The sequence below is a fragment of the Micromonospora sp. RTGN7 genome (assembly GCF_033804645.1).
GTDB lineage: Bacteria > Actinomycetota > Actinomycetes > Mycobacteriales > Micromonosporaceae > Micromonospora.
In genome coordinates this window covers 18,115-44,532 of sequence record NZ_JAPZLF010000029.1, presented here as the reverse complement: position 1 = coordinate 44,532, position 26,418 = coordinate 18,115, and the positions used below count along the sequence as shown (strand labels likewise).

Below are 26,418 nucleotides of genomic sequence, written 5' to 3'. Positions count from 1 at the left end.
CCGGCGCGTTTCTGGGGTCCTGGGCCGCCCCCCCGCCCCCGGGGGCCGCGCGCCCGGCTCCCGCCCCCCCCCCGGCCCGCGGCCCCCCCCCCCCCCCCGGGGCCGGGGGCGCCCCCCCCCCCGCGGGGGGCCCCCCACGGATCTGGATCAGTTGTAACCGACCGCTGACAGTCGGGAGGATACGGCGTTGGCATACGTGACCGCACCGGTGTCCTTCGGGTGGAAGGAAGCCCGGCTGAGGCAGACGTTCAGACCAGCGGTGATCCAACCGACGCAGGTCGCATAGGTGTCGCCCTCCACCATGCGGAAGTCGCCCTCGCCCTCCGGGCCGACGACGACGCTGTTGATGTCGTCCGGCACCAGCACGTCGTGGCCGACGTCGTACTTGCGGCACGTCCCGTGGTCGAGCAGCCCCTCGACCATGTCGGTGTACTGAACCTTCAGTCCAGCCGCGCGGGCCTGGACGACCATGTCACGTTGCCCGTCCCGCATGTACAGCGCCAGCCGGTTGACCATGTCCATCTCGCCACTTGTGAACCTGCTGAAGACGCATGAGTCCATGTGGTAGTCCGCGAAGAGCCGGGGATACCCGACCAGCATGATGGTCGCGTTCGGCGCCTCCACGGCGGTCGAGTTGATCAATTGGCGCACCTGCGTCACGGAGCTGTCGATGCGTTGCCGAACCAGCGCCTCGTAGGCCGCCTCGCCGCAGGAGGACTCGGCGCAGTAGGTCATCGTTCCGGCGAAGTTGGCGTCGTTGCCGCCGGCCGACAACAGCACCAGAGTCGTGTTGCCGTCCAGCGTCCCCGACTCGACCTGGGACATCTCGCGGAACTGCCCCTCCGCAGCGCTGTGGTAGCCGCCGATGCTCGACGGCGGGCTCTGCCAGTGACTGGGGATCCCGGTGTTCCTCATCTTCGCCGCGGTCGCCCCCGAGCAGCTCACGAACTGGAAGTCCACGTTCGGGTCGTGCGCTGCCAACCGGCTGGCGATGGAGCTCGACGACCCAGGGAGCCGGGTCAGCAGTTGCCAGGACTTGGTGCTCCGCCGGCAGGCGTTCCACGCGTGGTTGCCGTAGTTGTTGTCGGATTCGTAGAAGTAGCTGCCGGCCCCCTCACCCGAGCCGTACGAGTCACCCATGGCGACCACGAAGTGCTGGGGTTTGGCGCTGAGCGGCACGAACGCCAAGGCATCCCAGGCGATGTCCTCGATCCCCGTGCCGTCCTCGGTGATGTTGTCCAGCTCCACCGACTGGGCACCTTGGTTGGAGAACTGGTACGTCCCCAGGGTCACCCAGCGATGGGCCTCGGTGCGGGTAGGGATGTACCGCGTCTTCTGCCCGGACCCGGTGTTGATCCGATACCGCGCCTGCTGGGTGTGCGCGCCGTGGTCCGGCATGTGCACCACGACCTTCGCCCAACCGTTCAACCTGGTGGTCGGCGTCCACCGGCCGGTCACCTTGGCGGGCGATGCGGTGGCACCCTGGGTGTGCGCGAACCAGAAGTGGCCGCCGAAGCCGCCGCCGAGCTGGTGGGTGTCGACCTTGCCGGGATAGATCGTTCCTCCGGACGGCCCGGCACGCCCGTCGAAGCTGAACGAGAACTTCCCGGCGGGGGTGTAGTCCCGGGCGCAGCCCTGCGGACCCAGCGCGCCGGCGCTGTCGATGTCGTCGATGATCAGCGCGTTGCTCGGCAGGCCGGTCCGGCTGCACTGCGAGTCGTAGATGCTGCTGCCGAACGGACGCGGCTCGACGGTCGTGTACCGGCGGTTCTCCAGACCACAGTTGATCGAGCAGTCCGTCCATGTCACGGGCGAGTGCCACCAGCACTTCAGGTCGTTCCGGGTGCACGGACCCGGCTTCTCCGTCGGGAAGTCGCCGGGCACCTGGGAGACGGTCGGATCGCAGGCATTCTGAGCGGGGACGCAGAACGAATGACGCGACGGCTGCGCCACGAACTTGTTGCGCGCCTGCGCCGTGGCGTACGTCGGGGCGTAGCTCTGCGTTTCGTAGTCGTACCGCCGCAGCGAGGTGTACGCGAAGCCCATGACCCGCTCTGGGTACGACCAGTGGTTGGGGTGTTTGGCGTTGTCGTATCCGATGTCGTCGTCAACCGGCGGGTTGGCTCCCGGCACGTCGAGCGGTGCGGTCAGGAACATCTGCCGGTCCGGGGGGAAGTTCGGATTGCTCGGGTTGTTGGCCCAGCCGACCCCCCACGGCTGCGACCCTGACTGCGGATAGAAACCGGTGTTGTACGCCCAGATGGCGAACCACCAGTTCTCGATGTACTGGGGATCCCCGTTGTTGGCGATCAGTCCCGCGTTGCGCGTGGTGTTCCACTTGTCTTGAAGGATGCGCAGGCCGGCTGCGGCGTTGGTGGCGTAGTCCAAGGCCACCGCCCTCTGCTTGGTGTAGTCCCACTGCACGCCGGTGATCACCTGGCCGGTGTCGGCCTTCCGCATCCCGGTAGTGACCTGGCCGACGCCGTACCCGCAGTCGGTCTTCGACCAGTCGATCTTCGTGACGTCGGGATTCATCAGGTCGAGCCCGTAGTAGCCCAGGCTGGTCAACGGGTTGCCGGCGAGACCGTCCACCACGTGGAAGCTGGCCTGCAGCAGGTTCGACTCCTGCGCCAGGATCCCGAGGAACACCTGCGCCGGCACGAACCCGCCTCCGGACAGGGCAAGCGACGGGAACATCCCCTGCGGGGAGTACGCCGGTAACCCGTTGTTCGACCAGTTGGCCGGCCGTTGGAAGGTGAGCTGTCCCCGTACCGCCAGGTCGGCCGCCCACTCCATCTGCTCCCGAGTGGGCTGGTACGCCTGGATCGTCGGGTCGTTGCGGGGCACCGCGCAGGAACGGTCCGCGTCCCAGGCGACCGTGGCAGGGTCGGGGTCGACAAGCGTGGTTCGCGGCTCCTCCACGCCGACCGTCCCGCCGACGGCGGGCGACAGCCGCCGGCCGGCCGCAGCGACCGACGGCGCCACGTCGAACTCGACCTGCGCGCCGCTGCGTACCCGGGCAGTGATCCGGACCCGGTCCGCCTGGCCGTCGCCGCTTCCGCCGCCGGCCGTCGGCCCTGCGGCCTCCCGACCCGTGCCGGCCCGGTTCACGACCAGGTCCCCGGTCCGCGAAACGTCGCTGTCGGGTGGCGCGTCGATGGAACGCCAGCCAGGTGGCAGGCTCCGTCCGGCGAGCCTCGCGCCGGCCCGCGCCCCCACGGCGAAGACCCGGCCCTGCCCACCGGCCCGCAGCTTCACCGTCCCACTCGGAACGGTGGCCACGGTGGCGAGCCGGCCGCCAGTCCAACGAAGCAGGTCGACCTTGTCGGTCCGGGTCACCTGAAAGGCGACGCCCCGGGTCCCGTCCGGCATCAGCCGGAAGGGCACCCCACCGGTCCGGACCGCCGTCCGCACCTTCCCCTTCCCGTCGACCCTGACCAGCGCGTCCCCCTTGGCGGCGAGGATCGAGGCTCCGACCGGAACAGCCGAGGTGAGCTGGCCGGACGCGTACACCCGGTGGCCGGCGAGGGGCCGGCGGGTGTCCACCGTGGTGAGCACCGTCCGGGCCACCGCGTTCGCCTTCGCCGTGGCCGGCAGTTCCAGCCGGGTCAGCGCCACGCTCTCACCGGCCGCGCAGCCCGGGTTGTGGTACGCCAGGGAGTACCGCTCGGGCAGCTTGGTGACCGCGCCGGTGTTCAGGTCCACCACGGCCGCGAAAGCGCCCGCGTTGAGCAGGTTCTCCTTGTTGGCGAACTGTCGCGGGGCGTAGACCACGACGGCTCGCCGGCCGGAGCCGGTGACGCAGAGTTGACCCGTCCACTGGTCCGTCGTCACGCCCGGCTCGGCGAGAGTCGCGGCGGTCCGCCACTGGTACGCCGCTTTGGTGTCCGCCACGAGCACGTGCAGGCCGGTCTCGTCCGCAGAGGTGGTGACGGCCCGGTCGGTGGACCGTCGCCAGCCAGGCCCGAGACTCCGGTCAGGATCGAGGACGCGGTCGGGCGCCAACGGGGCGCTACGGTCGTCCTGGCGAGGGGTGGCGCTCGGTCCGGCCGGAGGGGGGAGCGCCGCCGACGCGGGCCGTTCGTCGGGGACCAACGGCGTCAGCACCGCCAGTGCGAGCACAGGTATCAAGATTCTTCGCACGGTGACCTCCGTCGCGGGGTGCGAGAAGCACCAGCCTCGCGACGGAGGTCACCGGCACGCCATCAGCGGTCCACCGTCTCGCCATCGGCGGGAACCGGACCCTCAGACCGCCCGGCGGCCCTCGAAGGCGCGGCCGAGGGTGATCTCGTCGGCGTACTCCAGGTCGCCGCCGACCGGCAGGCCGCTGGCGAGCCGGGTCACCGCGATGCCCATCGGCTTGATCATCAGCGCCAGGTACGTCGCGGTCGCCTCACCCTCGGTGTTCGGGTCGGTGGCGAGGATCAGCTCGCGCACCGTGCCGCCGCCCAGCCGGATCAGAAGCTCCCGGATGCGCAGGTTGTCCGGGCCGATCCCCTCCAACGGATTGATCGCCCCGCCCAGCACGTGGTACCGGCCCCGGAACTCGCCGGTCCGCTCGACCGCCACCACGTCCTTCGGCTCCTCGACCACGCAGATCACCTCGTCGCTGCGGCGCGGGTCGCGGCAGACCCGGCACTGCTCGGACTCGGCGACGTTGTAGCAGGTGGTGCAGAACCGCACCAGATCCTTGACCTTGCGCAGCGCGCCGGCCAGGCGGTTGACGTCGGCGGGGTCCGCCGACAGGACGTGGAAGGCGATCCGCTGGGCACTCTTCGGGCCGACGCCCGGCAGCCGCCCCAACTCGTCGATCAGGTCCTGGATGGCACCTTCGTACATCGTCGCCCCGGCTCAGAAACCGGGCAGGCCGAGGCCGCCCATGCCGCCCGCGACCGGGCCCATCTTCTGCTCGGTCAGCACCCGGGCCGCCTCGGCGGCGTTGTGCAGCGCGGCGACCACCAGGTCCTCCAGCGTCTCCACGTCCTCCGGGTCGACCGCCTTGGGGTCGATCTTGATGCTCTTGATGTCACCCGAGCCGGAGACGGTCGCGGTGACGAGGCCGCCACCGGCGGTGCCGGTCAGCTCGGCCTCGGCCAGCTCCGCCTGGGCCTTGGCGACCTGCTGCTGCATCTTCTGCGCCTGCTTCAGCATCTGCTGCATGTTCGGCTGTCCACCTGGGCGCACGGATGGGCTCCTTCTCGCACTCGTCTGCTCGGCCGCGCCCAGCCTAGTCGGGGCGGGGCTCGTCCTCCGGTTACGGGCGACACCCGCGTCAGCGGGCGTCCACCTCGTCGATCTTCTCGGCGCCGAGCGCCTCCCGGAGCAGCTGCACCGCCTGCTCCTCGCTGGACTGCCGGGCGGTCCGCTCGTCGATGACCTCGTCCAGCGGCTCGTCGCCCGGGTCGAATCCCTCGTAGGCCGGGGTGCCCGGCGCCGTCGCGCCCGGCCGCCCGCCGCCGCCGCGCGCGGGCCCGTCGAAGTCGGGGTCGTAGGGCGGCTCACCGGCCCAGTCGGCGTCCGCGGTCTTGCGGGCCCCGTTCTGGGTACGCGGACCCCGGCCGGCCGCCGCCGCCCGCGCGGCGGCGATGGCGCTGCTGACCGGCGCACCGCCCGCACCGCCACCGTTGCCGGTGGCGCCGTTGACCGGCGGGGCAGCCGGTGCCGCAGCGGCACCCCGTGTCGGGGCGCCGGAGGTGGGGTTCCCTGCCGGGGCGGTCGGGGCGGTCGGGGCGGTCGCGCCTGCGGCGGGGTGCCGGGTCGGGGCGGTCGCGCCCGCGCCTGCGGCGGGTTGCCCGGCAGGATCGGTACCGCCGGGGCGGGCCGCCTCCGGCCAGCCGTCGTCCTGCGTTGCGCCGGCGGCCGACGCGGCACCGCCGGGGCGAGCCGGCTCAGGCCACTCGTCGTCCCCGCCGGCCGACGCGGTCGCCCCGGCCGGCATTGCCGGGGCGGGGCCACGGCCGTCCGGCGCACCGGACGACGGACGGGCGGGCGTGGGCGGGCTCGCGGCCGGCGCAGGAGCCGCCGCCCGGGAACCGCCCCCCATCGACACGCCGCCCCGCTCGCCGGAGACCTCGCAGCGGATCTGCCAGCGCCCGCCGAGCTCCTCGTAGAGCGCGTCGGTGACCACCTGGGCGTGGTCGGCCATCATCTTGGCCAGCACCGTCGACTTCACGGTCACCAGCAGCGTGTCGCCGGCCAGATCCCGGACGACTGCGTCGCGCATCAGCGCGGCGATCCGCTTGTTGGTCCGGTTGACCTTTCCGACCACCTCGGGCCAAGCCCGGCGCACCGCCACCGCGTCGAGCGCGCCCGGCGCCGCCGTACCGGGGCGGGGCGGGGCGGGGGTGCCCGGGTCGGGCATCACGGCCGCCGACGGAACCTCCCGCCGGGGCGGGGCCTGCGCGGCCGGAGCCGCCGAGACCGGGGAAGCGGACGGGACCGGGTCACCCGCCGGGGCGGCGGACGCCGCCGCCGGCGCGGTCGACGCGGCAGCCGCCGCAGGCGGGGTGGCCGGCTCCGGGCGTACCGCGGGGGCGGGAACGACCGGCGCGGGGCCGGCGGCGGCCGACGGCGGCTCGGTGACGCCGAGGGTGAGCCGGCGTTCCATCCGCTCCAGGCGCTGGAGCAGACCGCCGGTCGAGTCGTCCGCGCCGGGCAGCAGCATCCGGGCGCAGATCAGCTCCAGCAGCAGCCGGGGCGCGGTGGCGCCGCGCATGTCCACCAGGCCGTTGTGCACGATGTCGGCGCAGCGGGACAGGGTGGCCGGGCCGAGCCGCTGGGCCTGGGCGGCCATCCGCTCGATCTGGTCGGCCGGCCCGTCGATCAGGCCCTTGGCGGCGGCGTCGGGCACCTGCTGGAGAACGATCAGGTCGCGCAGCCGCTCCAGCAGGTCGGAGGCGAACCGGCGCGGGTCGTGCCCGGCCTCGGCGACCCGGTCGACGGTCGCGTACGCGGCCGCGCCGTCCCCGGCGGCCAACGCGTCGCACATCTCGTCGATCAGCGCCGAGTCGGTGACGCCGAGCAGCGCGGCGGCCCGGGGGTAGCTGACCCCCTCCGGGCCGGCACCCGCGATGAGCTGGTCGAGCACGGAGAGGCTGTCCCGGGCGCTGCCGCCGCCGGCGCGCACGACGAGGGGGAAGACCGCCGGATCGACGGTGACCCCCTCGGCCTCGCAGAGCTGTTCCAGGTATGGCCGGAGCGTCTTCGGCGGGATCAGCCGGAACGGGTAGTGGTGGGTCCGCGACTTGATCGTGCCGAGAACCTTCTCCGGCTCGGTGGTGGCGAAGATGAACTTGACGTACTCCGGGGGCTCCTCGACCAGCTTGAGCAGGGCGTTGAAGCCGGCCGGCGAGACCATGTGCGCCTCGTCGATGACGTAGATCTTGAACCGGCTCTGGGCCGGCGCGAAGAACGCCTTCTCCCGCAGCTCCCGGGCGTCGTCGACGCCGCCGTGGCTGGCCGCGTCGATCTCCAGCACGTCGATGGACCCGCCGTCGGTGGCCAGCGAGCGGCAGGACTCGCACGTGCCGCAGGGCTCCGGGGTGGGGCCCTGCTCACAGTTCAGCGACCGGGCCAGGATGCGGGCGCTGGAGGTCTTGCCGCAGCCGCGCGGGCCGGAGAAGAGGTACGCGTGGTTGAGCCGCCCGCTGCGCAGCGCCTGCGACAGCGGCTCGGTGACGTGCTCCTGCCCGATGATCTCGGCGAAGGTGCGCGGCCGGTATTTGCGGTAGAGCGCCAGTGTCACCCGTCCCGCCTCCTCTCGACCGAGCCATTCTGCGCCGGTCGGGCACGCGTGACCACCCACCACCCCGTGACCCTGACCTCGGGGTACGGTACCGGCGCCCGGAGACAAAAAAGGCCTCCCGTGCACCCGGCAGAGCTCGCTTATCCTTGCTGCCTTCCGGCCCTGGGGAGGTTCACGAGATACCGCCGCACGGGAGGTGACACCCACCTTACCCGACCGCCGGTCGATCTTCAGGGGGTGGTGGGGTGACCCGCTCGCGACGGACCTGTACGCTGTCCCACGGAGGATTCGCCTAGTGGCCTAGGGCGCACGCTTGGAAAGCGTGTTGGGTTTACACCCTCACGAGTTCGAATCTCGTATCCTCCGCTCTCTTGAGCTGGAAAAACGACAGGGCCGGCCCCCACGGGGACCGGCCCTGAACCGTCTCTACGGTCGCTCTCGTCTCAGTTGTCGTCTCACTTGCCCTGTTCCGGCTGGTCGGGCGGCGGTCCGGCGGCCTTCTCCCCCGGCCCGGTCGGCGGGTCGCCCCAGAGCAGTCCGCCGAGCTGCTGCGCGATGTCCCGGCGTACCTGGTCGGTCATGTGCTGATACCGGACCGCCATCGCCGAGTTCGACCACCCCATGATGCCCATCACGGCACGGCCGGAGACGCCGAGGACCAGGAGCGCGGTAGCGGCGGTGTGCCGCGCGTCGTGTAGCCGGCCGTCCCGCACTCCGGCGAGCTTGAGCAGCCGTTTCCACTCGTCGTAGTCCGTCGCCTGGTGGATCGCCCGGCCGGTCGGCGAGGCGAACACCCAGCCCTCATCGCGCCAGAGCTGGGCGGCGGTTTCGCGCTCGGCGTCCTGCTCTTTCCGATGCTGCCGCAGCAGGTCGACCAGGGCATCCGGCAGGCCGATGGAGCGGCGACCGGCACGGGATTTCGTGTCCGCAGCAACCGGGCGTTCGTTCACTCGGTCGGGGCATTGGCCGGGCAACTTCTGCTCGCACTTCCCCTCGCAACCGTGCCGCCATTTCGGTCGAAGCAGTGCCCGGCGAACGGTCAGCGATCCGTTATCCAAATCCACGTCCGGCCATTTCAGGCCGAGCGCTTCCCCCTGACGCAGACCGAGCGCCAGAGCCACCGCCCATCGGGCGCTGTTCCGCCGGGGCACTGCCGTACGCATAATCGCCTGTACCTCTGGAACGGAGTACGGCTGCACCTCGGAATCCGGCAGGCGGGGCGGCTTGGCCAGCGCGGCGGGGTTCCGGGCGAGGTGCCCACGGCGCACCGCCTCGCCGAGTGCCGTGCGGATGGTCCGGTGCGCCTGGTGGGCGGTGCCGGCCGCGCTGCCGTTGGCCACCATCCGCACGTACAGCCGTTCCAGGTGTTCCGGCTCCAAGCGGTCAAGGCGGTGGGCACCGACCCCGGGAATCAGATGCCGACGAACAGCGACCCGGTAGCCGTCGAGCGTGTTCGTACGGACCACCGGGCCGGCGATGTTCTCGACCCAGTGTGTAAGCCACTTCTCGACCGTCCAGCGGCTACCCGGCTTCCGAACCGTGCCGTTGTCGCGCTCCCGTTCCAGGGCACGAACCTTGCGGATCACCTCGGCTTCGGTCTTGGCCTGAACGTGCCGGCGATCCGGCTTGCCGTCGTCCTTCACGCCGACCGTGACCCGGCCGTGCCAGTAGCCGTCACCGCCCTTGTAGATGCTGGATGCGCCGTTCGGCTTTCGTCCCACTCGTCGGTCTCCTTTCGTCAGGCGGCGTTGTCGAGGTGGGTCGGTTCGGCGAGCAGGTTCCGCACGTACTCGTCGAGGCAGAAGGTGGGGACTCGGCGGAGGCGGCCGATGGTGACGGTGCGGATCTGGCCGGTCTTGATGAGGGCGTACATGGTGGTGCGGCCGATGCCGAGTCGTTGGGCGGCTTCTTCGATGGTCAGGACGACGCGGTTGTCGGTGCTGGGCATGTTTCTCCCCGTGTTTCCGTGGCATGCATCGACAGGAGCGAATAGAGCAGGTTGCTGAGAGCGCCGTAGCGCCAAGATCTCTGGCGGCATGGGTTCGGCCATTCGTCGACCGTCTGCGCGGCTCTCAGTGGTCGGTGTGGTTACGGGTGTGGGCGTTGGTGCGTGGTTCTCTGCGTGGGAGGGCTGAACCATCTCCGCATCTCCGCATCTCCGCATCTCCGCAAACATGGCTGTGAGCTGGGCGAATGCTTGCGGAGATGCGGAGACCTTCCGAGGGGTGATCTCCGCAAAGGAGGTCTGATCTCCGCAAGTTCTGCGGAGTTGCGGAGATCGATGATCCTCGCCTTCTGGATCTCCGCAGAGTGTTTCCCCTGGTAGTGGGGGGTCGGTGCGGCGTTGCGGAGATGCGGAGATGGTTCAGCGATTTTCATCCCTCGTGACGTTCGACCCGGAAGACGGAGCGGTCGCCCCGGTCGTTCTTGCCGGCCCGGATGACGTGCTCTCCGCGCCACCGTCCGGCCTGGCCGGTGAGGAGCCGGCCGAGTTGCAGGGGGTTGGGTAGGCGGCCGTTGTGGGTGGTGATGAATTGCCCGTCCCACGGGTCGTGGGCGTCGGTGCCGAGGTGCATCGGTTCGGCGTCCTGGCGCAGCTCGGCGGCGGTCATCGCACGGCCGCCGTGGCGGTCGTGCCAGCAGGTGAGGAACGCGCGCCAGCGCGTTTCGTCTTCGTCGATTTCGCGGATGTCGGCGGCGTTGGTGAGGAACCCGTCGATGCCGTGGTGGGCGAGGAACCCGCCGAGGGCTTGCGCCCAGGGGGTGAACTGCCGCATCGCCAACCCGGTGACCCGGGGTGCTCCCCGGCGGGTCCAGTCGAGGACGAGGACCAGGAGGTGCCACAGGACGGTGAGTTGGTTGGCCGGGTCGGTGATCCAATGGTCGAGTTGGGGGATGCCGAAGCCGCGTTGGTCGCGTAGTTCGGGGCGGGGCATGTTCGGGTCGAGGTGCACCCGGACGGTGCGGGATGCCATGTCTCCGCCGACTTGGAGGTTGTTGCCGGTGGCCATCCATAGCCGGTCGTTGACGGTGGCGACGTTGCGCGACGCTCCCAACTGCCGGTCGGACCACACGCCGGAGGTGACGAGCTGGGCCAGGACCGGGGAGTCGATGACGGTGCCCTCGGCGAGGTTGTCCCAGATGACCACGCCGATCTGCTCCGCCAGAACGGCGGTGATGGACTTGCGGAGTTCTTCATCGGAGTAGGCCCAGGTCATGACGCGTTGGCCGTAGAGCATGCCGGGGCCGGCGGTGAGGATCGTCTTACCCGATGAGGGCATGGTGGCGTCGATGAGCGCGAATGGGGTCAGGGATCGGGTGAAGTGCCGCAGGATCGGCGTGGCCAGCAAGGCGACGTAGTTGGCGCGGTCGGCGGCGGACGCCCAGGGGAAGTCCCGCAGGAACCGGCCGAGCAGGAACGTGCGCGCCTCGTCGACCTGCTCCGGGGTCGGCTGGTCGGGCACGGGGGGTAGGGCGACTTTGGAGGCGAGGTAGAGGCCGGTGGCCGGGTCGTAGCCGGGCCGCTGCAACAGGGTGCCGTCGCGGCGTAGGACGGGGGCGCCGATGATTCCGCGTAGTGGTGGCACGCCGGGCCAGGTCTTGCCGGCGAGCACGGAGGAGAGGATGTCGCGGGGTGGGGTCACTTCGTCTTCGAACATCTCGGGGTTGCCGGTGTCGCTCTTGCGGGTCTTGACCCGGTAGACGTAGGCGTGTTCGGCCAGCAACCCGGCCAGGCCGGCGGGGTTGAGCATGCTCGCCGACACCGGCAGCGGGGAGTCTTCGTCAGCGGCGGTGGCCAGCCCTCCGGAGACGGCTTCCATGTGCACCAGCGACCCGGCCGAGACGTACGTGTCGGGCAACAGTCCCTCGGTGAGCGCGGCTTTGAGCACGCGGATGGTGTCGGGGCCGGAGCCGATCTGTAGGCGGGTGCTCATGCGGCGGCCCTTCCCGTGTTGGCCAGGTGGCGGGGGTTACGTGCTCCGGTGCGCAGCCCGGAAGCGATCGTGCGGGTGACCTCACCGGCCGGCAGGCCCAGCGACAGCGCCGCCGGCTCTAGGACGGCGTTCACGTCGTCGGCGGTGAGCGCACCACCGGCGGCGAGCTGGCCGAGGGCGACCGCGCTGGTGAACAGGACGTGATTGCGCTGTCCGTCCGGGGCGGCGGTGAGGTGTGCGACCTGGCGGCGGATCGCGGCAGCCAGGTAGGGGCCGCGCCGGTCGGCCGGCAGCGCCACCGGCATCGGCCGGTGAGCGGGTCGCTCGGCGGGGGCGAGCAGCCCGGCGAGCCAGCCCGGCAGCGGGGCGGGGTCGGTGTCCAGGTCGACGGTGTAGGGGCGGCCGGCGGCGGTGGAGCCGGCGGCGACGACGTAGCCGCCGTGGGCGCGGGTGTCGACCTTCCATCCGAGTCCGCCCCGGTCGCCGGTCGTGTTGCGCAGCTGCGGGCCGCTGGCCGGGTGGCGGTAGTAGAGGTGGCTTCCGCCCCGGCCGGTGGTCACGGTGTACGTGGCGTCGATGGTGCCGCCGTGGCGGTCGGCCAGGGTGGTGAGCACGTCCAGGCCGTCACGCGCACCGGCCCACGCGGCGGGCGGGGTGTCGTCGGAGGTCTTCGGCACGTCCAGGTCGACCACCGCCAGCCCGGACGGGCCACAGGCGATACCGACGCCGTAGGGGCGCGTCGACCACGCCCGCCGGATGCGCTCCGGGTCGCAGGTGGCGCGAGGCTCCCACCCGAGGTGCCGGCCGGCAGCGCGGCAGCGCGGGTCGGCCTGGGTGCAGTTCTCGGCGGTGTGGTCGGGGAACGCGGGTCGCTTGTCGTCGGGGCGCAGCGGGAAGACGTGCCACCCGCGTGCGGCGTGGCCGAGCGCGGCGGCCAACAGGTCAGGGTCGGGCATGAGGTCCCTTCCTTCGGTCGATGGCGGATAGATGGGTGCGGAAGGCGGCTCGGGCCGCCCCGCCAGTGCGGCGGGAGTGTGGGCGGGGCAGCGCGGGCCTTGCAGGTAGAGGCGGACGCCGTTCGGGCGGTCACAGTGGCGGCCGGCGGTGCCGATCCAGTGGCCGCACCGCCGGCCGGTCACTACGCCGCCCGCCGGGGTCGGGGTCGGGGGTGAGCGGCGACGGCGGCGCGGCTCACGACCTGGCGCAGGTCGGCGAGCAACCCGGCCAACTGGCGGCGGGCGGCCGGCTCGCCGAGGGCGAGCGCGACCCTGACGCGCACCTCGGCGTGCTCCCGGCCGGCGGCGGTCCGCACCCGCACCAGCACGGCGCGGCCGTGGCCGGGCAGGTCGACCACGATTTCCGGCGAGCGGTGTTCGTTGAGGTTGCAGCGGTGGTCGCGGGCGCACCATCCGGTGTGCTGGTCGGCGCGGCCACGGCGGGTCACTGGGGCACCTCGTTGGCGATGCGGAGCAGTTCGTCGGCGTGGCATGGGTGGTCGAGTGGGCACCAACAGGCCAGGGTCTTGCCGGCCAGCTCGGCGCGGACGGCGGCGGCGTACTCGGGGTGTTGGGCGACCCAGAGTCGGAACAGAGCGACCGCGCCGGCCCTACTTGCCCGGGTGTTGTCGGTGCCGAAGCGGTTGCCCCAGCGGGAGGGGCGGCCGACGTAGACCGCCCCGGCGGGCATCCGCCACCCGGCGACGCGGCGGCGCTGAACACGCCGGGCGGTCACTGCTGGCCTGCCCGGTACTCGGCGCGGACGTAGTCCAGGAGCCGGCGGCCGGTGCGGACGCGGATGCCGGTGCCGTCGCAGCGGGGGCAGTCCCGGCGGGTGCCGATGGCCGTGCGGTGGAAGCGGCGGCCGTGGCAGCGGTGGCAGCGTCCCCACGGGGACACCGCGCACACGGCCAGGTATGACGCTGCGTATATGAGGGCGGTGAGGCTAGCGAGCAGCAGGATGGGGACCACGGATTGCCTCCACAGGCCGGTTTCAGGGTGTGCGGGGCTCACGCCGCTAGGAACTAGGGCGCTGATCAGGATTGGGATGTGGCGCTAGCGGGGGTGCTAGGTCTAGCGGGGGGTGCCGCTAGACCTAGCGACCACACGGCGTCCGGGTTAGGCGGCTTTGTCTCCCCGCCGCTTGTTACGCTCCGCAACCGCATTCGTGATGTCGGCCCGGTCGATGCCGCGCCGGTTCGCGCCCTTGCCGGTGGTCGGGTCGGTGCCCCACACCTGCCCCGTGGTGATCCCGTACGGCTTGAGCGCCGCCGTCAACTGGTCGCGGGTCAGGTCCCCGTAGGCGTCGGGGTTCAGGTCGGCCAGGCGCTCGGTCAGCGTCTCCGCCCACACCTTGCCCTCGGTCGCCGGAACGACGGTGAGGATGTCGTCGAGGAGGGTGTCCCGCCGTGCGGCCGGGGTCGCCGCGGCCTGGCCGATGGCGTGCCCGGTGAGCGTCCCGGCGGCTTCCCGCAGGGCACGCGCCCGGTCGGTGACCTTCTCGGCCGTGGGGCCGTCGACGTAGAACGTGCGGACGATCTGCGCGTCGTCGGCCGCGCCGACGAGGTAGCCGACGCCCTTGTCCTTCTTGGCGAACATGGTCGCCCGGATGCCGTTCTTGTACGCCGACGTGCCCAGGATCATGTCGTTTTCGATCTGGCCCATGACGCGTAGGCAGAACCGGGTACCGGCGTTCGCGGACACCCCGGTCGGCAGGCTCTTCGCGTCCGGGCGCTGGGTGGCCACGACGAGGATGACGCCCAAGGCGCGACCGAGCTTGATGATCTTCTCCGCCAGTTCCCCGGCTTCCTTGCCGAACTCCGGGTGCGAGAACAGTTCCTGCACTTCGTCCAGGGCGACGACGAGCCAGTGCAGGCCCAACTTGCGGCGGCGGGCCAGTTCGGGGGTGACCTTGTTGTCCGGGCACACCGCCTTGGGCAGGCCCTTGATGACGGCGGCGCGGCGCTGGCATTCCTTGCGCAGCTCCCGCAACGCCAACAGGCCCTCTTCGGCGGTGTCGTCGTCCTGCCCCGACGCGTACCGCGCCGACACCTTCTCCAGGGGGTCCAGGCCGCCGGTGCCCTTGAAGTCGAAGCACCACAGTTCCGCGTACGGGTCGAGGGCGGCGGCGAGCATCGGGACTTGGGTGGCGGCGGTCTTGCCGTAGCCGGGAATCGACCCGATGAGCAGGTTCGTGTACGGCAGTTCGAAGGAGATGATCCGCCCGCGCGGGTCGGTGCCGAACGGCACCGGCCTGCCCAGGTCGAACCCTCCGGCCGCCTTGAGTAGCGGCCACGGCTTCGGCGGGGTCGCGGCCATGTCCTGATCGCCGACCCAGAGCAGCAGCCGCCCGGGGTGCACCTCGGGCTGCCCCTCCGGCCACACGCAGCCCAGGGGGCGGGTGAGGCCGGCGGCAAGCCGGTCGCGGCGCTCGATCACGTCTCCGGCGGTGACGCCGGGCGGAAGGTCGATGTCGGCCCGCCAGCCGGGGCCGTCCCGGGTGATCGGCGCGGTGAAGCCGATGGCGCGGTGGCCTTGCTTGGCGATGGCCTGGGTGATGCCGGAGATGCCGAGCACCGCCAGGGCGCGCACCACCACATCCGAGGTCAACCGGGCCACGCGAGGGATGACCACGGCGGTGTCGAGCAACGGCTTATCGGCCGGCTGACCCAGCATCCCGCACAACGTGACCAGCAGGGCGAGCACCGCCCACCGCGCCCACGACGGGGCCAGGGCCACCGTGACGCCACCGGCCAGGGTCACGGCGAGAGTGAACACGGCGACGATGCCGCGCCACCGCACCCGCCGGTCACGCTGGCGCGACAGCTTCAAGTACAGCTCACCGTCACGGGTCTGCGAAGTCGACTGGCGCAGCGGCTCGCCTTCCCAGTCGAACACCCACCGGGTGGCACCGGAGATCGCGCGGGCCGCGCCGGCCGGGGCGCGCAGGGCGAGTTTCCCGCCGTACTTCGGCAGGCGGGTGGCGTGGTAGGCGGCGGTGTGGAGGAGGTGCCCCACCGCCCACCGCATCACGTCGACCAGCTCGGCACGCGAGCGCAACCACGCCGGCAGGATCGGGCGGCGCTGCCCGGCCCGTGCCCCGTCGAGGGTGAACCGGGGCGAGCGCTGCGCGGCCGGCGAGTCGACCAGCGCCGGCCCACCGTCGGCGTCGTCGGGGTTGGTGCGGGCGGCGCGGGCGGCGTCGAGGTCGACCACGTTGGTGTCGGGGGCATCGGCGGTCACATCGGTTTCGGCGGCCTGCCAGTCGAATCGGTTGTTGTCGTCGGGGGACGTCATGATGGGGGTTCCTCCAACTGATCCGTCAGGGTCGGGTGAGGGCCGGCGGCGCGGCGAAGGTTGGTCGCCAGGTGCCGCGCCGCCGGGCCAGGGTCGGTTAGAACTGGATGCGGATCGGGCCGGTCACGGTGTCGGCCTGGATACCGACGCGGGCGTTGCCGGTGACGGTGTTCGTGCTGCGGCCCGGCTTGTCGTCGTCCTTCGTCGTGTCCTTGGCGGGCTTGCTGCTCTCCGAGCGGCCGTGGATCTGCCCGGCCTGGACGTCGATGCGGTCATTGCCGGATGCGCGGTTGGTGCGGCCCATCGTGGGGTTCCCTTCGGGGTTGCGGTGCGGGGTGGGTGACGGGGGATCATGGGTGCCCCCGGCGGTTCCTTGCGGGCTGTTCGGTGGGCCGGCGGCGCGGCACGGTTGTCGAGGCCATGGGCCGCGCCGCCGGGCGTAGCTAGTCGTGGGCGTGCATCAGGTGCGCCAGGGCCGCGCCCATGCCGAGCACGGCGACCGGGAGGCAGGCCACGAGGGTGGTGATCCACCACGGGGCCGAGATGATCCCGGCGGCGATCAGCAGGTGGTAGGCGACCTGGCCGAGCGCGCCGATGGCGAGGGAGCCGAGGGCGGACCACTTGGCGAACCGGGCCGCCGGTGCGGGAACGCGGCCGGACAGCCACACGTAGAGGGCGAACGCCCCGTACGTCTCCACGCCGATGGGCAGAGTGATGGCGGTGTCGATGACCCACCCGGACCCGATGCCGGGCAACAGGTTGACCTTCCCGAACCCGGTGAGCTTGCCCAGCCCGACCCACCCGCCCCAGATCGCGACGAACGCGGGCAGGGCCAGCAGCACCACCGGCCACACCACGGCGGCGCGCGGCCGGGCGGGCGGGTCGGTCGGTGCGGGCGTGTCCGGGTACCTGACCGTCGTGGCCTGCCCGTCCGCCTCGGCGGGCGTGATCTCCGGCGCGGGGGTCGGGTCCGGTTCGGCCGGCGGCGCAGACTCGGGCACGACCGAGGTCGGCACCGGGTCCGGGGCGGCGTCGGCGAGCACGTCGCGGGCGGTGGACCGCATGTAGTCGGATGCGGTCGGGTCGGCCGCTACCCGGCGGGCCGCGTCGGCGAGGTCGGCGGCGGTCATGCCGCCGGTACCGCCTCGAATCAGGTTGTAGGTCCGCGTCTCGTCAATGCTGGGCCGCTCCCGCGCAGCCTCGGCCTCGGCGACCAAACGGGAGCGCAGGTCATCAGCCTTGGCCGCGCCGATGTGGAACTCACGCATCAGCCGGTTCCGCGACGGGAACTGCTGCCCGGCGGGCAAGGACAGGTCACGGGCGGCGGGAAGCAGTGCGTCGACGGGTTGCGGGTAGCGGGTGCCGTTGATGGTCGGGGCGGTCATGGCGGGTGTCCCTTCGGTCAGCGGGCGAGGGTGTCGGCGAGCAGGTCGTGGTGAGCGGGGAAGAGGCGGCCGTGGAAGGTGTCGGCCAGGTCGTGCACGAGGTCGGTGATGGTGTCGGCGATGACCCACTCGGCGCGGCGGGCGTCGTCGCTGCCGGCCACCTGGGGCAGGGCGGAGTAGCCGCCGCCGAGGTCGATGCGGGTCGGGACGGTCACCATCCACGCCTCGTCCGACGCGCGCGGGTCGGGCACGTACCGGGGCGGCAGCGTCGTGACCCACGGGTCGGCGGGGTCGGGGGTCAGGCCGGTTTCCTCGGCCAGCTCGCGGAACGCGGCGGCGGTGGGGTCCTCGCCGGGGTCGACGTAGCCGCCGGGGACCGCGAATCCGCCGCCGTCGCCACGCTCGACCATGAGTAGCCAGCGCGTGCCCTCGTCGTCGGTGGCGGTGACGATCGCGTCGGCGCAGACCTGCTCACCCCAGTGCCCCAACAGGTTGCGGCCGTAGCGCACCCCGGTGGGGGCGTGCGGGTTGACCGGACGGCCGTCGACCACGGCGAACGGCACCAGGGCGGCGGCCTGCCGGGCGGGCCAGTCGATGACGGTGGGGTCCATCGTGGGGTCGGCCCACGGTGCCCCGGCGGCGATGCCGTCCAGCACGCTCGGGTCGGTCCAGGTGCGGGGGGTCATGCCGCAACCTCCGCGTGAGCCACGCTGGCCCGGCAACCGTCTTCGGCCCGGTGAAGCACCTGCTCACCACCGCAATCGGGGCATCGCACGATCTCGCAGCCGTAGCCGCAGCCGGTCCAACCGACAACGGCCAGACTGTGCGGCACGCACCCGTCGGCACTCCAGGGCGGGCGAACGGTCGCCGTGGCCGTACGCGTGAAGCGGGCCTCAGCGCGGCGGACCCGCCGCCAGTCCAGCGGCGACGGACCTCCGTGGTCTTCGGCGTAGAGCAGGGTGATCTCAGCGTCAAGTAGGTCCAGCTCGGCCGCGATCAGCGGCCACTCGACCTCGATCGCCGCCAGGTCGGCGGCGGTCGGTTCGATGGGGACAGGGTGCTTCCTCACGGAAACCTCCAGGTGCGGGGGTGATGGAGCACGCACGAGGCGCAGACCATCGCGGGCGTCAAACCGGAACTGGCTTGAGCCAGTTAACTGGCTTGAGCCAGTTTGAGTGCCGGGCGGCGCTCCTGTCAAGGGGTGGCTTGAGCCAGTTGCGCTAGGCTCTGTGTGGAGGTGGGACACCATGGCGGAAGGGCCTGAACAGGACAAACGGCTACCAAGCAGGCGGATGGCCGATGATCTGAGAGAGCGGATCACGCAGCGAGAGTTGAAGCCAGGGGACAAGCTCCCGTCGGAGCGGGTGCTTGCTGCGGCCTACGGCGCTGCCCGCAACACTGCGCGGGAGGCGGTTGCCCTGCTGCAAGCGGAAGGGCTGGTAGATGCCCAGCACGGGCGGGGAGTGTTCGTACGGAGTCGGCCGGCACTGATGAGGCTCGGGGCCAACCGCTACTCCCGTCGGCTACGTGGGGAGACGGGGCTTTCCCCGTTCCGAATCGAGGTCACCAAGCAGGGTCGCTCGCCACGGGTCGAGTGCCGATCAGTGACGCAGGATGCGCCACCGGAGGACGTAGCGGAGCGGCTCGGCCTTGACCGTTCCAAAGACGTGGTGATCCGGCGTGAGAATTGGTACTTCGCGGATGAAGAGCCGGTGCAGGTTGGCGTCACGTATATTCCGGCCGCAGTTGCGGGAGCTTCACCCCTCGCAAGCGAGAAAACGCTAGGGCGAGGAAGTATTTACGCCAGATTCGAGGAACTGGGTTACCCCATTGCGCGAATTCGGGAAGAGATCTCGGCGCGCATGCCAACGCCAGAAGAGGCGAAAGGCTTGTCGGTTCCCCTGGGCGTGCCCGTAATCGAGGTTCTGCATACGGGTCTTGATGACCAGAAGCGGCCGTTCGAGGTCACGCGGCTCGTTATGCGCGCTGACCTGAACGGCCTTGACTACGAGATGCCCGTAGAGGACTAGGAGAACGTTAGGATGAGCCGCAGTAGCCTAGCCAGGCTGGCTCTGCTTGCCCTGCTATGGGGGTCAAGCTTCTTATGGATCAAGCTGGCGCTGCGCGGCTTCACTCCGGTGCAAATCGTGTTCGTACGCCTCGTGCTCGGTGTCGTCGTGCTGGCACCGGTCGCGAGGATGCGAGGACTGAAGTGGCCGGCTGGATTCAAGACGTGGGGGCACTTGTTCGTCGCTGCTCTCGTGGCTAATGCCGTCCCGTACACGCTGTTCGGCATAGGTGAGCAGACGGTCGGTTCCAACGTGGCAGGCGTACTTAACGCCACTACGCCACTTTGGACCGCCCTTATCGCATTTCTGGTCGGTACGGACCGCGTTCTTGGTCTAAAGCGCGCTACCGGAATATTCTTCGGGTTCGTGGGAACCATACTCACATTCTCGCCGTGGCAGTCCGCTAGCGAGATAGCAAGCTGGGGAGGGGCAGCTTGCCTCGCCGCCGCAGCCAGCTACGGGGTCAGCTACGTCTACATGGGCAGATTCCTTGCGGGCCGAGGTATTTCCGCGATCACGCTGGCAGCAAGTCAGCTTGCAGCCGGCGCGGTTCTCGTAGGGCTTGCTCTACCCGTCGAGGGGTTCGTAACGCCATCATGGCGGTTCGACGCGGTTGCCAGCCTACTTGTACTTGGCTTGCTTGGCACTGGCGCTGCCTACGTTCTCAACTATCGGCTTATCGAGGACGAGGGGCCGACTGCGGCGAGCACCACCACCTACCTCCTTCCTGTTGTCGCGGTGGTGCTTGGTGCCCTGATTGTGAGTGAGCCGGTCACCTGGTCAACGCTCGCAGGAACGGTGGCTGTGCTAGCCGGCGTCGGATTAGCTCAGCGGCGCAACCCCATCCTGCCAGCGGGATCAACGGCGGGTGAACGATAACGGCCGGGTGTCGGAGGGCTCTCCCAGCCAGAGCTTCTGTACGTCTTCAAGGCGGCCCTTGACGGGCCGAACGCGCCGCCGCCAGGGCGCGCGTCCGTCGCTCCGCTGGCGCAGAGAGCTCCCAGGATGGGTAGATCTAGAAAGGTATATCAAAGAAAGGGTCGGGCGGCGAGAGCCAATCTTCCAAGGACTTACCCTGAAGAAGAAAGGTTCCTACAAACGCGACACAGTCGCCTATCAAGGCCAGTGGGATCGGAACGCCCCCCGTGAAATCTTGCACGTGCGCCATCAACGTCAGGTGTACTATCTGATCAAAAGCATCGTCTAGGGTGGCTGCATCTTCGAATAGCGGCTCAGCGGGCGAGGTTCCCGAGGTGGGGTCGTATTGTTTGAACCGCAGACAGTAGTCTCTAATTGCGATTTGGGCACTTTGTATCGGGCCGTCGTCCTCGATGAATCTGACTAGCCGCAAGAAGTTGAAGGCGATAAAGAATGACTCTTTAACCGTGTTCTTTGAACTGGCCTTGACTTCATCCGGTGCGAGGCGATCGAACCAGGTCTCACCCTCCCGTGCGACCAAGTATTGCCCGGCAATGCTGTCCATTCTAGATTCCCAAGCGATTAGCTGGGCGGTGCGGGCATCGAAAGTATCCGATTCTCGGAACTCTATTGCAACCTGGTCGCGATCCGAGGTCAGAAGCTCGTAAAGGACCACCTGCTGCCGAGGTCGTGCGTACCAGCCACGCTTTTCATCTACGTCCCAGAGCACGATAATCACTTGGTCTAGGCTGCTTGCCCAGCGGAAGGCGTGCTCTCGTGAGACTCTGATTTTTCTAACACTGTTCTTCCTTGGCACCTTAAGGCGAGTCCGGCCCTTAACCTGAATCCAGATCTTGAAAGGGTCGACCCTGCCCTCAAGAGCGGTCTGTACCAAGAGATCTTCGCCGTAGTCGTTATGCACTTCCTCAACTGCGGCCCCGACATCTGTCCAGATGGCCGATACGGCAGCTACCGCTTGGCTACCAATAACGTGCTGGATGGTCCTTCGGGGCATGGGGGCTCCTAAAGCTTGACGGATTCTTGTGGTTGGTGTTGGGCGACATGTCTAGCTCGACCGATTTTCATCTCTCTTCTCGTTGCCTCCAGATTCGAATTCGCTAGGAATTCGCAGTGCAACGAACTCGATGACACCAGAAATCAAGTTCCGGCCGTAGCTCTGCAGGCGCACGAAAGCCTCATCTGCACCAACTCCATACTCGACGCGAAGCCTATCGTCCAGTCTGTGTGCAACGTCTTTCATTGCTCCGACAGCTGCACGAATGTCTGCATCCTGTCGAGCCTGGCGAACGCTCTGGATGAAATGGAGAACCAGTACGGCAAGAATAAATGGCCCTGCAAAGCCGGCGAAGATGGTGATGCCTATGGCCAGATCGGATCTGGGCGAGAGCCCATCAATGCCGTTCACGAACAGCGAGCTCAACGAATACCAGAAAATCTTGACATATGTTGGCTTTTCTTCGAAGTTGAAGGATGAGGGAATGATTCTAAGTAGAGCGTAATTCGTTAGCGAGAACACGAACACGGTTTGAAGGAAGAGCCACAAGTAGGAGGCTAGCCCGAAGACGTGCAAAGTCGCGCTCTGCCTGTATCGCTCAAGTTGATAGGCCCAGAAATAGATTCCCTTATGCCATAGAACTGCCACGGAAAGGGTTGTGTGGAAAGTTGTAAACTGCCCTCGATCAAACTTTTCTACGCCTTCGTCTTGAAGCTCTGGCTTGATGGATGTGATCTGATTAATGATCGCGCCTTCGCTCGTGCGGTCAATGAACTTCCGCTGAAGCAACAGGAAGCGGGAAGGGGTTAGGGAGAACTTGACTGTTCTAAAGGTAATCCACGCCAGAATCCCATGTAGCACGATGAGTGCAGCAGTTGTTGTGGGGCCGCTTGTGCTGAGTAATGCAACAAGGGCGGCGATGGTAGCTAGGGTCTTCGATACTATGTTGAACTTGAAGTCACGGAAGAAGCTTGCGGCAAGATTGAATGCCCCGAGGAAAACAATCCAACTTCGGGTCCTGTAGATCAGGTGAGGGATTTTCCAGAATAGTAGAACTGCAGGGTATAGGGACACGTAAATAATTGATGTCCAGTGGCGGCGGAAGGCAACAGCTGCCACGGATAGAATAATCATGAATCCGACTAGTCGAAACTTTAGATATCCAGCTAGCCCGGGGGCGATGCTCGCGACTACAAAGCGGTCGACGTCGAATATCAGCAGCTTAGTTGCGATGTATGACCATGCAGCGAGGCCGACTAAGTCGAGAAAGCGGAACTTCCTTCTTCGGCGTTTGCGCTTGGCAAGTAGCTCCGGCGTAACCTCGCGAACCCAGGGCGGGGCTTCACTGGAGACTACGGATAAGTCGACTTTGTCGAAAATGCTCTTTTGGTCCAAATCTGGCACTCCAGCGTCGGTGTCTTTGACACAAGCGGCGGGAGTCTACTGGAGCGGTACGACATTAGTTTCGTAGCAGATAGGTGGATGGCGAGGCGGTCTCCAAACCGGTCTGCATGCGGAGCGGCGGCACCTGGTAGGCGTGGTCTCAGTTCTGGTCTCGTTCGCTGCGGTACACCGATGCGTGGTGTCGTTCATCAGAGGGCGCGCCATGACTGGTCGCGGGCATCGTGGGAACAGCCCGAACGCATGATCACAGAGCTCGAAAGCGTGGGAGGGCCGGCCGTCGTCTCAGTTGTCGTCTCGTTCGCCCGCGTTCGGGGCTCTCCGTCCTTGACCCGTCCCATGCCAGCGCTGCTGGCCTGCACGGCGTTGATGCTTGGCGAACGCCGGGCGACAGACTTGGAAAGCGTGTTGGGTTTACACCCTCACGAGTTCGAATCTCGTATCCTCCGCCGCCGCCCGCCCACCAGGGCAGACGCCAGACCCCGACCGATCACGGTCGGGGTCTTTTGTCGTGTCCCCTCCCAGCGCCTCCGGCGGCGCGACCCCTGAACGCTCTCGGTCTTGAACTACGTGCATGTCACGCCCTGTGCTGCGGGGCCCTCCCATGAGAACCTGAATCCGAGCGTGATCACACGATTACGCAAAGACACGTCAGTTGGAGGTGCGCGTGGCCCAGATGTCGCTCTTCGGTCCCAGCGAGGCCGGGCCTGACCCGAAGCCGACGAACGACCGCACCGTTCGACTGCAACTCCTGATCACTGTCAAAGCTGCGCCGAATCCCTCCGAAAAGTACGGCGAGACCGTCTGCGTAGCAGGGTTGCGGACGGACGTGCTGAGACCAACGTGGGTACGCCTCTACCCGATCAACTTCAGGCATCTCGACAGCGACGAGGCGTTCCGGAAGTACGACATCATCTCCATTGACGCCAAGCCGGCACGCCAGGACCAGCGGCGCGAGAGCTGGAAGCCGATCATGGAACGGGTTCAGAAGGAGCGCCATCTCGACGGCTGGCGGTCGCGGCAGCCGTTGCTCGACCCGGCCGTCGAGGATTCGATGTGCCGGCTCAATCGCGAGGCCCAGGAGCACGCCGACGCCCAGTCACTGGCCCTCGTGCGTCCCAAGGAGGTTCATGCTCTGAAGGTCACCCCGCACCCTGGTTGGACTGTGGACGAGCAACGCAAGATCGAGGCCTACGCCAGTCAGCCGGACCTCTTCAGCGACCGGAGCAGATCCCCGCTCCGAGCGCCGCGCTTCAAGGCGGCATACCACTATCGCTGCCACGACCGCGGATGCAACGGGCACAAGCAGCACGTCATCGACTGGGAACTCGTCGCGCTACAGCGTCGGCTCGATGGCTACTCGGACGCCGCACTTCGGGAAGCGCTGGAAGCGAAGTTCCTCGGGGAGATGTGCGCGCCGACCCGCGATGTCGCCTTCTACGTGGGCAACCAGGCGAAGCGCGTCCACGTCTTCAGTGTGCTCGGGGTGTACTGGCCGAAACGTTAGGCATCCGGTCTTCGAGCGCGTGCAGCACCACCTGGCGGTGGCACCGGCTCTCGTCCGCCTCGAAACAGAGCAGCGCTATCAGCTCACGCTGCGCCGTCTCAGCGAGCGCGTCGAGCGCTGCCAGAGACTCGGCCCCGTGCAAGCGCAAGGCGTACACCGCGCGCGCTGACTCCAACTCCTCCGGGGTGCCACCGAAGCCGGGGCGGTTCTCCTTCGGGTTGCCGAGTTCGCGGCGGTGCTCGTAGGCGATGCCCTGTGCCGCGAGCGCCTGGCTGAGGGCCGACTTACTGAAGCCGCGCTTCCGAGAGATCGGCATCATCCGCACGTCAACGAGGCGCGTGACGCCGACACCCACGAGGCCGGTCACGAACTCGTCGATGGAGCGGCCCTCGTAGCCAACGCCCAGGAAGCCGACCCGGTGATTCGTAGCCAAGGTGGCGCTCATCGGGACACCCTTTCATGACTCATCCGGCTGAACCATGGGGACGGCCAATAAGGTGCCGCCCCGCACAGCTCCCAACCGACCTCGGCGGGAGACAGCAACGGGAGCGCGGCCAAATAGAGGCTTGCGCCCTGAGACGCAAGTGCGCAAAGAGAGCTGCGCTCCCGGCTCTCACCACGGGAGACTTCTATACCCGGCACGTATACCGCGCACGACCGGCGACCGGTTAGATACGGGTGTCCGGGCCAGCGCCGATCCGAGGAGCCGCCGACGATGCCGACGCGATCCGCCTGCCCTCGGTGCGGCGCGAGGTTGGCGCGCCGGTCATCGCCCTGACCATCGGCTCACCCCGCTACCTCGTCAACGGCTCCTGACGTCGCCGCGCGGAACCGGTACCTTCCGTAGCGGCACCGGCACTCCCTTCCCGGTCGTACACATGTTCCATCCACAGGCTGTGGACGACGGAGGAGTCCGATGAGTTACCAGCTCAGCGCGGTGGTCGCCGACGTCGAGCTGCTCCGCGAGCAGACCGTCGGCCTGGACCACGCGGTGCTCGCCGCGCTGCGCCAGGACTTCGCACTGCTGCCGGTCACCCCACAGTTGGTCGAGGAGCTGACCGGGTCCCTGCCGGACTTCGCCGTGGACGAGCCCGGCCCCGACCGGCCGTTCGAGCTGGTGCTCTCGCCGGTGCTGTCCGGTCTGCTCGCCGGGTGGTCGCGGCGGGGGCCGGTGGCGTACCTGGAGGCAGAATTCGCCGGCGGCCTCGGCCGGCAGGCGTCGGTGGTCTGGTTGGCCGGCGCGGTGAGCTGGGGGCCGCACTTCGACGACGTGCTGGACTCGCCGCGCGAGCGGTGGCCGCTGAACGCGGCGCTGACCCGTATCGGCGCCGAGCCGGGGCGGTGGATCGACCCGTTCGCCGAGTTGGGGCTGCACCTGGAGCGGAACACCGACGGCTGGCTGACCCACGGGCGGCGCGGACTGACCGCCGACTACTGGGACGAGCTGGCCGAGGAGTGGGAAATCAAGGAATCCGCCGTTCGGCAGCAACCTGAGCGCCCCGGTCCCGTTGGGGACTGGGGGATTCCATGAAATTGCGACAATTCGTTTTCATTGCCACACTACTGACGGCTGCCTGGATCGCGGGCAGCGGCGTACGTCCACAGGGGCCGGTCGACGCCGGCGGCGACCATCGCCCACCCGACCCGCCCGGTGCCGACCAACTGGCCGGCGCCGACGAGGTTGTCGGCCTGCACGGCCTGCGCAACGTCGAGTTCGGCGACACCGAGGCGGACCTGACCCGGCGCGGCATACTCCGCTCCGAGGTCGACGCGTGCGGGCCGACGCTCGCCGGCCACGAGGCGGTCAGCCCGATCTTCGTGAACGACCGGCTGGTGCTGCTCTGGCTCGACGACCCGGTACGCACCCCGGAGGGGGTGACCGTCGGCACCCCGGTTGAGCAGGCCCGGTCCCGCTACACGACGGTCAGCCGGCTTTACGCTCCGCAGGGGACGCACCGGTTCGACGGGCTGCTGGCCCGCAGCGGCGACCGCGCGTACCTCTTCCTGCACGACGGCCGCACGGTCCGGAAGATCATCGCGGGGTACGCCGACTGGGCCCGCCGCCTCTTCGTCGAGGGCCACGGCCCCTGCTGACCCGGCGCGGCCATCCAGCGTGCCCTGCGTACCCGATCACGGGTTGTGCCGAGGCGGA

At 69.0% G+C, this 26,418-nt stretch carries 25 protein-coding genes, 1 tRNA gene and 1 other RNA gene; 7 read left to right on the top strand and 20 right to left on the bottom strand.

From position 1 onward, the window contains the following. Nucleotides 1-147 precede the first annotated feature (147 nt). From SNR22_RS27495 to ffs, 5 genes are all read right to left on the bottom strand, one after another. On the bottom strand, nt 148-4,143 hold the full coding sequence (locus SNR22_RS27495) for an SGNH/GDSL hydrolase family protein (protein ID WP_320069572.1): 3,996 nt from the start codon (nt 4,141-4,143) through the stop codon (nt 148-150). 102 nt (nt 4,144-4,245) lie between these two features. Beyond that, nucleotides 4,246-4,839 (bottom strand): recombination mediator RecR, encoded by a 594-nt coding sequence (recR, locus tag SNR22_RS27490; protein ID WP_320069571.1) that lies wholly within the window; start codon nt 4,837-4,839, stop codon nt 4,246-4,248. Between the two features lie 12 nt (nt 4,840-4,851). Then, on the bottom strand, nt 4,852-5,160 hold the full coding sequence (locus tag SNR22_RS27485; protein WP_320069575.1) for a YbaB/EbfC family nucleoid-associated protein: 309 nt from the start codon (nt 5,158-5,160) through the stop codon (nt 4,852-4,854). Between the two features lie 112 nt (nt 5,161-5,272). Further along, complete coding sequence (locus tag SNR22_RS27480; protein WP_320069570.1) at nt 5,273-7,744, bottom strand: DNA polymerase III subunit gamma and tau; 2,472 nt, start codon at nt 7,742-7,744, stop codon at nt 5,273-5,275. A gap of 109 nt (nt 7,745-7,853) precedes the next feature. Next, nucleotides 7,854-7,943, bottom strand: an RNA gene (ffs, locus tag SNR22_RS27475) — signal recognition particle sRNA small type. 82 nt (nt 7,944-8,025) lie between these two features. Between ffs and SNR22_RS27470 the strand changes: the two genes are divergently transcribed. After that, nucleotides 8,026-8,110: transfer RNA gene (locus SNR22_RS27470), tRNA-Ser, on the top strand. 89 nt (nt 8,111-8,199) lie between these two features. On the opposite strand, the gene SNR22_RS27465 is transcribed toward SNR22_RS27470, so the two are convergent. The 12 genes from SNR22_RS27465 to SNR22_RS27410 form a co-directional block, all read right to left on the bottom strand. After that, complete coding sequence (locus SNR22_RS27465; protein ID WP_320069569.1) at nt 8,200-9,465, bottom strand: site-specific integrase; 1,266 nt, start codon at nt 9,463-9,465, stop codon at nt 8,200-8,202. 17 nt (nt 9,466-9,482) lie between these two features. Then, a complete protein-coding gene (locus tag SNR22_RS27460) occupies nt 9,483-9,692 on the bottom strand; it encodes a helix-turn-helix domain-containing protein (RefSeq protein WP_320069568.1) in 210 nt (69 codons plus the stop codon). Nucleotides 9,693-10,119: 427 nt separating this feature from the next. After that, nucleotides 10,120-11,679 (bottom strand): hypothetical protein, encoded by a 1,560-nt coding sequence (locus tag SNR22_RS27455; protein WP_320069567.1) that lies wholly within the window; start codon nt 11,677-11,679, stop codon nt 10,120-10,122. Continuing rightward, nucleotides 11,676-12,635 carry a bifunctional DNA primase/polymerase gene (locus SNR22_RS27450; RefSeq protein WP_320069566.1) on the bottom strand — a complete coding sequence of 320 codons (960 nt, stop codon included), beginning with the start codon at nt 12,633-12,635 and terminating at the stop codon, nt 11,676-11,678. The genes SNR22_RS27455 and SNR22_RS27450 overlap by 4 nt, the downstream gene beginning before the upstream one ends. A gap of 182 nt (nt 12,636-12,817) precedes the next feature. Continuing rightward, nucleotides 12,818-13,123 (bottom strand): hypothetical protein, encoded by a 306-nt coding sequence (locus SNR22_RS27445; protein ID WP_320069565.1) that lies wholly within the window; start codon nt 13,121-13,123, stop codon nt 12,818-12,820. Further along, nucleotides 13,120-13,410 (bottom strand): DUF4326 domain-containing protein, encoded by a 291-nt coding sequence (locus SNR22_RS27440; RefSeq protein ID WP_320069564.1) that lies wholly within the window; start codon nt 13,408-13,410, stop codon nt 13,120-13,122. Before SNR22_RS27440 ends, SNR22_RS27445 begins: the two co-directional genes overlap by 4 nt. Continuing rightward, complete coding sequence (locus SNR22_RS27435) at nt 13,407-13,646, bottom strand: hypothetical protein (RefSeq protein ID WP_320069563.1); 240 nt, start codon at nt 13,644-13,646, stop codon at nt 13,407-13,409. Before SNR22_RS27435 ends, SNR22_RS27440 begins: the two co-directional genes overlap by 4 nt. 147 nt (nt 13,647-13,793) lie before the next feature. Beyond that, nucleotides 13,794-15,971 (bottom strand): cell division protein FtsK, encoded by a 2,178-nt coding sequence (locus SNR22_RS27430; protein ID WP_320069562.1) that lies wholly within the window; start codon nt 15,969-15,971, stop codon nt 13,794-13,796. A gap of 97 nt (nt 15,972-16,068) precedes the next feature. Then, nucleotides 16,069-16,275: a hypothetical protein gene (locus SNR22_RS27425; RefSeq protein WP_320069561.1), complete on the bottom strand. Its 207-nt coding sequence runs from the start codon at nt 16,273-16,275 to the stop codon at nt 16,069-16,071. Nucleotides 16,276-16,414: 139 nt separating this feature from the next. Further along, nucleotides 16,415-17,356, bottom strand: a complete 942-nt coding sequence (locus SNR22_RS27420) for an ABC transporter permease (RefSeq protein WP_320069560.1) — start codon at nt 17,354-17,356, stop codon at nt 16,415-16,417. Between the two features lie 17 nt (nt 17,357-17,373). Continuing rightward, nucleotides 17,374-18,042 carry an NUDIX domain-containing protein gene (locus SNR22_RS27415; RefSeq protein WP_320069559.1) on the bottom strand — a complete coding sequence of 223 codons (669 nt, stop codon included), beginning with the start codon at nt 18,040-18,042 and terminating at the stop codon, nt 17,374-17,376. Beyond that, nucleotides 18,039-18,425: a DUF6284 family protein gene (locus tag SNR22_RS27410; protein WP_320069558.1), complete on the bottom strand. Its 387-nt coding sequence runs from the start codon at nt 18,423-18,425 to the stop codon at nt 18,039-18,041. Before SNR22_RS27410 ends, SNR22_RS27415 begins: the two co-directional genes overlap by 4 nt. A gap of 223 nt (nt 18,426-18,648) precedes the next feature. Between SNR22_RS27410 and SNR22_RS27405 the strand changes: the two genes are divergently transcribed. Continuing rightward, nucleotides 18,649-19,386, top strand: a complete 738-nt coding sequence (locus SNR22_RS27405) for a GntR family transcriptional regulator (protein WP_320069557.1) — start codon at nt 18,649-18,651, stop codon at nt 19,384-19,386. Nucleotides 19,387-19,398: 12 nt separating this feature from the next. Then, entirely contained in the window at nt 19,399-20,304 is a 906-nt protein-coding gene (locus SNR22_RS27400; RefSeq protein ID WP_320069556.1) for a DMT family transporter, read from the top strand. A gap of 136 nt (nt 20,305-20,440) precedes the next feature. Here SNR22_RS27400 and SNR22_RS27395 read toward each other — a convergent pair whose 3' ends face one another. Continuing rightward, on the bottom strand, nt 20,441-21,358 hold the full coding sequence (locus tag SNR22_RS27395; protein ID WP_320069555.1) for a DUF4365 domain-containing protein: 918 nt from the start codon (nt 21,356-21,358) through the stop codon (nt 20,441-20,443). A gap of 51 nt (nt 21,359-21,409) precedes the next feature. Then, nucleotides 21,410-22,762, bottom strand: coding sequence for a hypothetical protein (locus SNR22_RS27390; RefSeq protein ID WP_320069554.1), 1,353 nt, complete (start codon nt 22,760-22,762; stop codon nt 21,410-21,412). A 664-nt stretch (nt 22,763-23,426) separates the two neighbouring features. Here SNR22_RS27390 and SNR22_RS27385 point away from each other — a divergent pair. Beyond that, a complete protein-coding gene (locus tag SNR22_RS27385; protein WP_320069553.1) occupies nt 23,427-24,266 on the top strand; it encodes a hypothetical protein in 840 nt (279 codons plus the stop codon). Here the strand turns inward: SNR22_RS27385 and SNR22_RS27380 are convergent. Continuing rightward, nucleotides 24,232-24,711, bottom strand: a complete 480-nt coding sequence (locus SNR22_RS27380; RefSeq protein ID WP_320069552.1) for a DUF488 domain-containing protein — start codon at nt 24,709-24,711, stop codon at nt 24,232-24,234. The two genes, SNR22_RS27385 and SNR22_RS27380, sit on opposite strands and share 35 nt — an antisense overlap. Before the next feature lie 233 nt (nt 24,712-24,944). Here SNR22_RS27380 and SNR22_RS27375 point away from each other — a divergent pair, with 233 nt between their 5' ends. The 3 genes from SNR22_RS27375 (at nt 24,945) to SNR22_RS27365 (ending at nt 26,360) form a co-directional block, all read left to right on the top strand. Further along, on the top strand, nt 24,945-25,082 hold the full coding sequence (locus SNR22_RS27375; RefSeq protein ID WP_320069551.1) for a hypothetical protein: 138 nt from the start codon (nt 24,945-24,947) through the stop codon (nt 25,080-25,082). Nucleotides 25,083-25,182: 100 nt separating this feature from the next. Then, nucleotides 25,183-25,797: a hypothetical protein gene (locus SNR22_RS27370; protein WP_320069550.1), complete on the top strand. Its 615-nt coding sequence runs from the start codon at nt 25,183-25,185 to the stop codon at nt 25,795-25,797. A gap of 32 nt (nt 25,798-25,829) precedes the next feature. Further along, nucleotides 25,830-26,360 carry a hypothetical protein gene (locus SNR22_RS27365; protein WP_413775721.1) on the top strand — a complete coding sequence of 177 codons (531 nt, stop codon included), beginning with the start codon at nt 25,830-25,832 and terminating at the stop codon, nt 26,358-26,360. Nucleotides 26,361-26,418: the final 58 nt, after the last annotated feature.

Coding starts and splice junctions, on each gene's coding strand:
- recR (WP_320069571.1), bottom strand. CDS start 4,839: ATGTACGAAGGTGCCATCCAGGACCTGATCGACGAGTTGGGGCGGCTG.
- SNR22_RS27485 (WP_320069575.1), bottom strand. CDS start 5,160: ATGCAGCAGATGCTGAAGCAGGCGCAGAAGATGCAGCAGCAGGTCGCC.
- SNR22_RS27460 (WP_320069568.1), bottom strand. CDS start 9,692: ATGCCCAGCACCGACAACCGCGTCGTCCTGACCATCGAAGAAGCCGCC.
- SNR22_RS27455 (WP_320069567.1), bottom strand. CDS start 11,679: ATGAGCACCCGCCTACAGATCGGCTCCGGCCCCGACACCATCCGCGTG.
- SNR22_RS27450 (WP_320069566.1), bottom strand. CDS start 12,635: ATGCCCGACCCTGACCTGTTGGCCGCCGCGCTCGGCCACGCCGCACGC.
- SNR22_RS27430 (WP_320069562.1), bottom strand. CDS start 15,971: ATGACGTCCCCCGACGACAACAACCGATTCGACTGGCAGGCCGCCGAA.
- SNR22_RS27425 (WP_320069561.1), bottom strand. CDS start 16,275: ATGGGCCGCACCAACCGCGCATCCGGCAATGACCGCATCGACGTCCAG.
- SNR22_RS27420 (WP_320069560.1), bottom strand. CDS start 17,356: ATGACCGCCCCGACCATCAACGGCACCCGCTACCCGCAACCCGTCGAC.
- SNR22_RS27415 (WP_320069559.1), bottom strand. CDS start 18,042: ATGACCCCCCGCACCTGGACCGACCCGAGCGTGCTGGACGGCATCGCC.
- SNR22_RS27405 (WP_320069557.1), top strand. CDS start 18,649: ATGGCCGATGATCTGAGAGAGCGGATCACGCAGCGAGAGTTGAAGCCA.
- SNR22_RS27400 (WP_320069556.1), top strand. CDS start 19,399: ATGAGCCGCAGTAGCCTAGCCAGGCTGGCTCTGCTTGCCCTGCTATGG.
- SNR22_RS27395 (WP_320069555.1), bottom strand. CDS start 21,358: ATGCCCCGAAGGACCATCCAGCACGTTATTGGTAGCCAAGCGGTAGCT.
- SNR22_RS27380 (WP_320069552.1), bottom strand. CDS start 24,711: ATGAGCGCCACCTTGGCTACGAATCACCGGGTCGGCTTCCTGGGCGTT.
- SNR22_RS27370 (WP_320069550.1), top strand. CDS start 25,183: ATGAGTTACCAGCTCAGCGCGGTGGTCGCCGACGTCGAGCTGCTCCGC.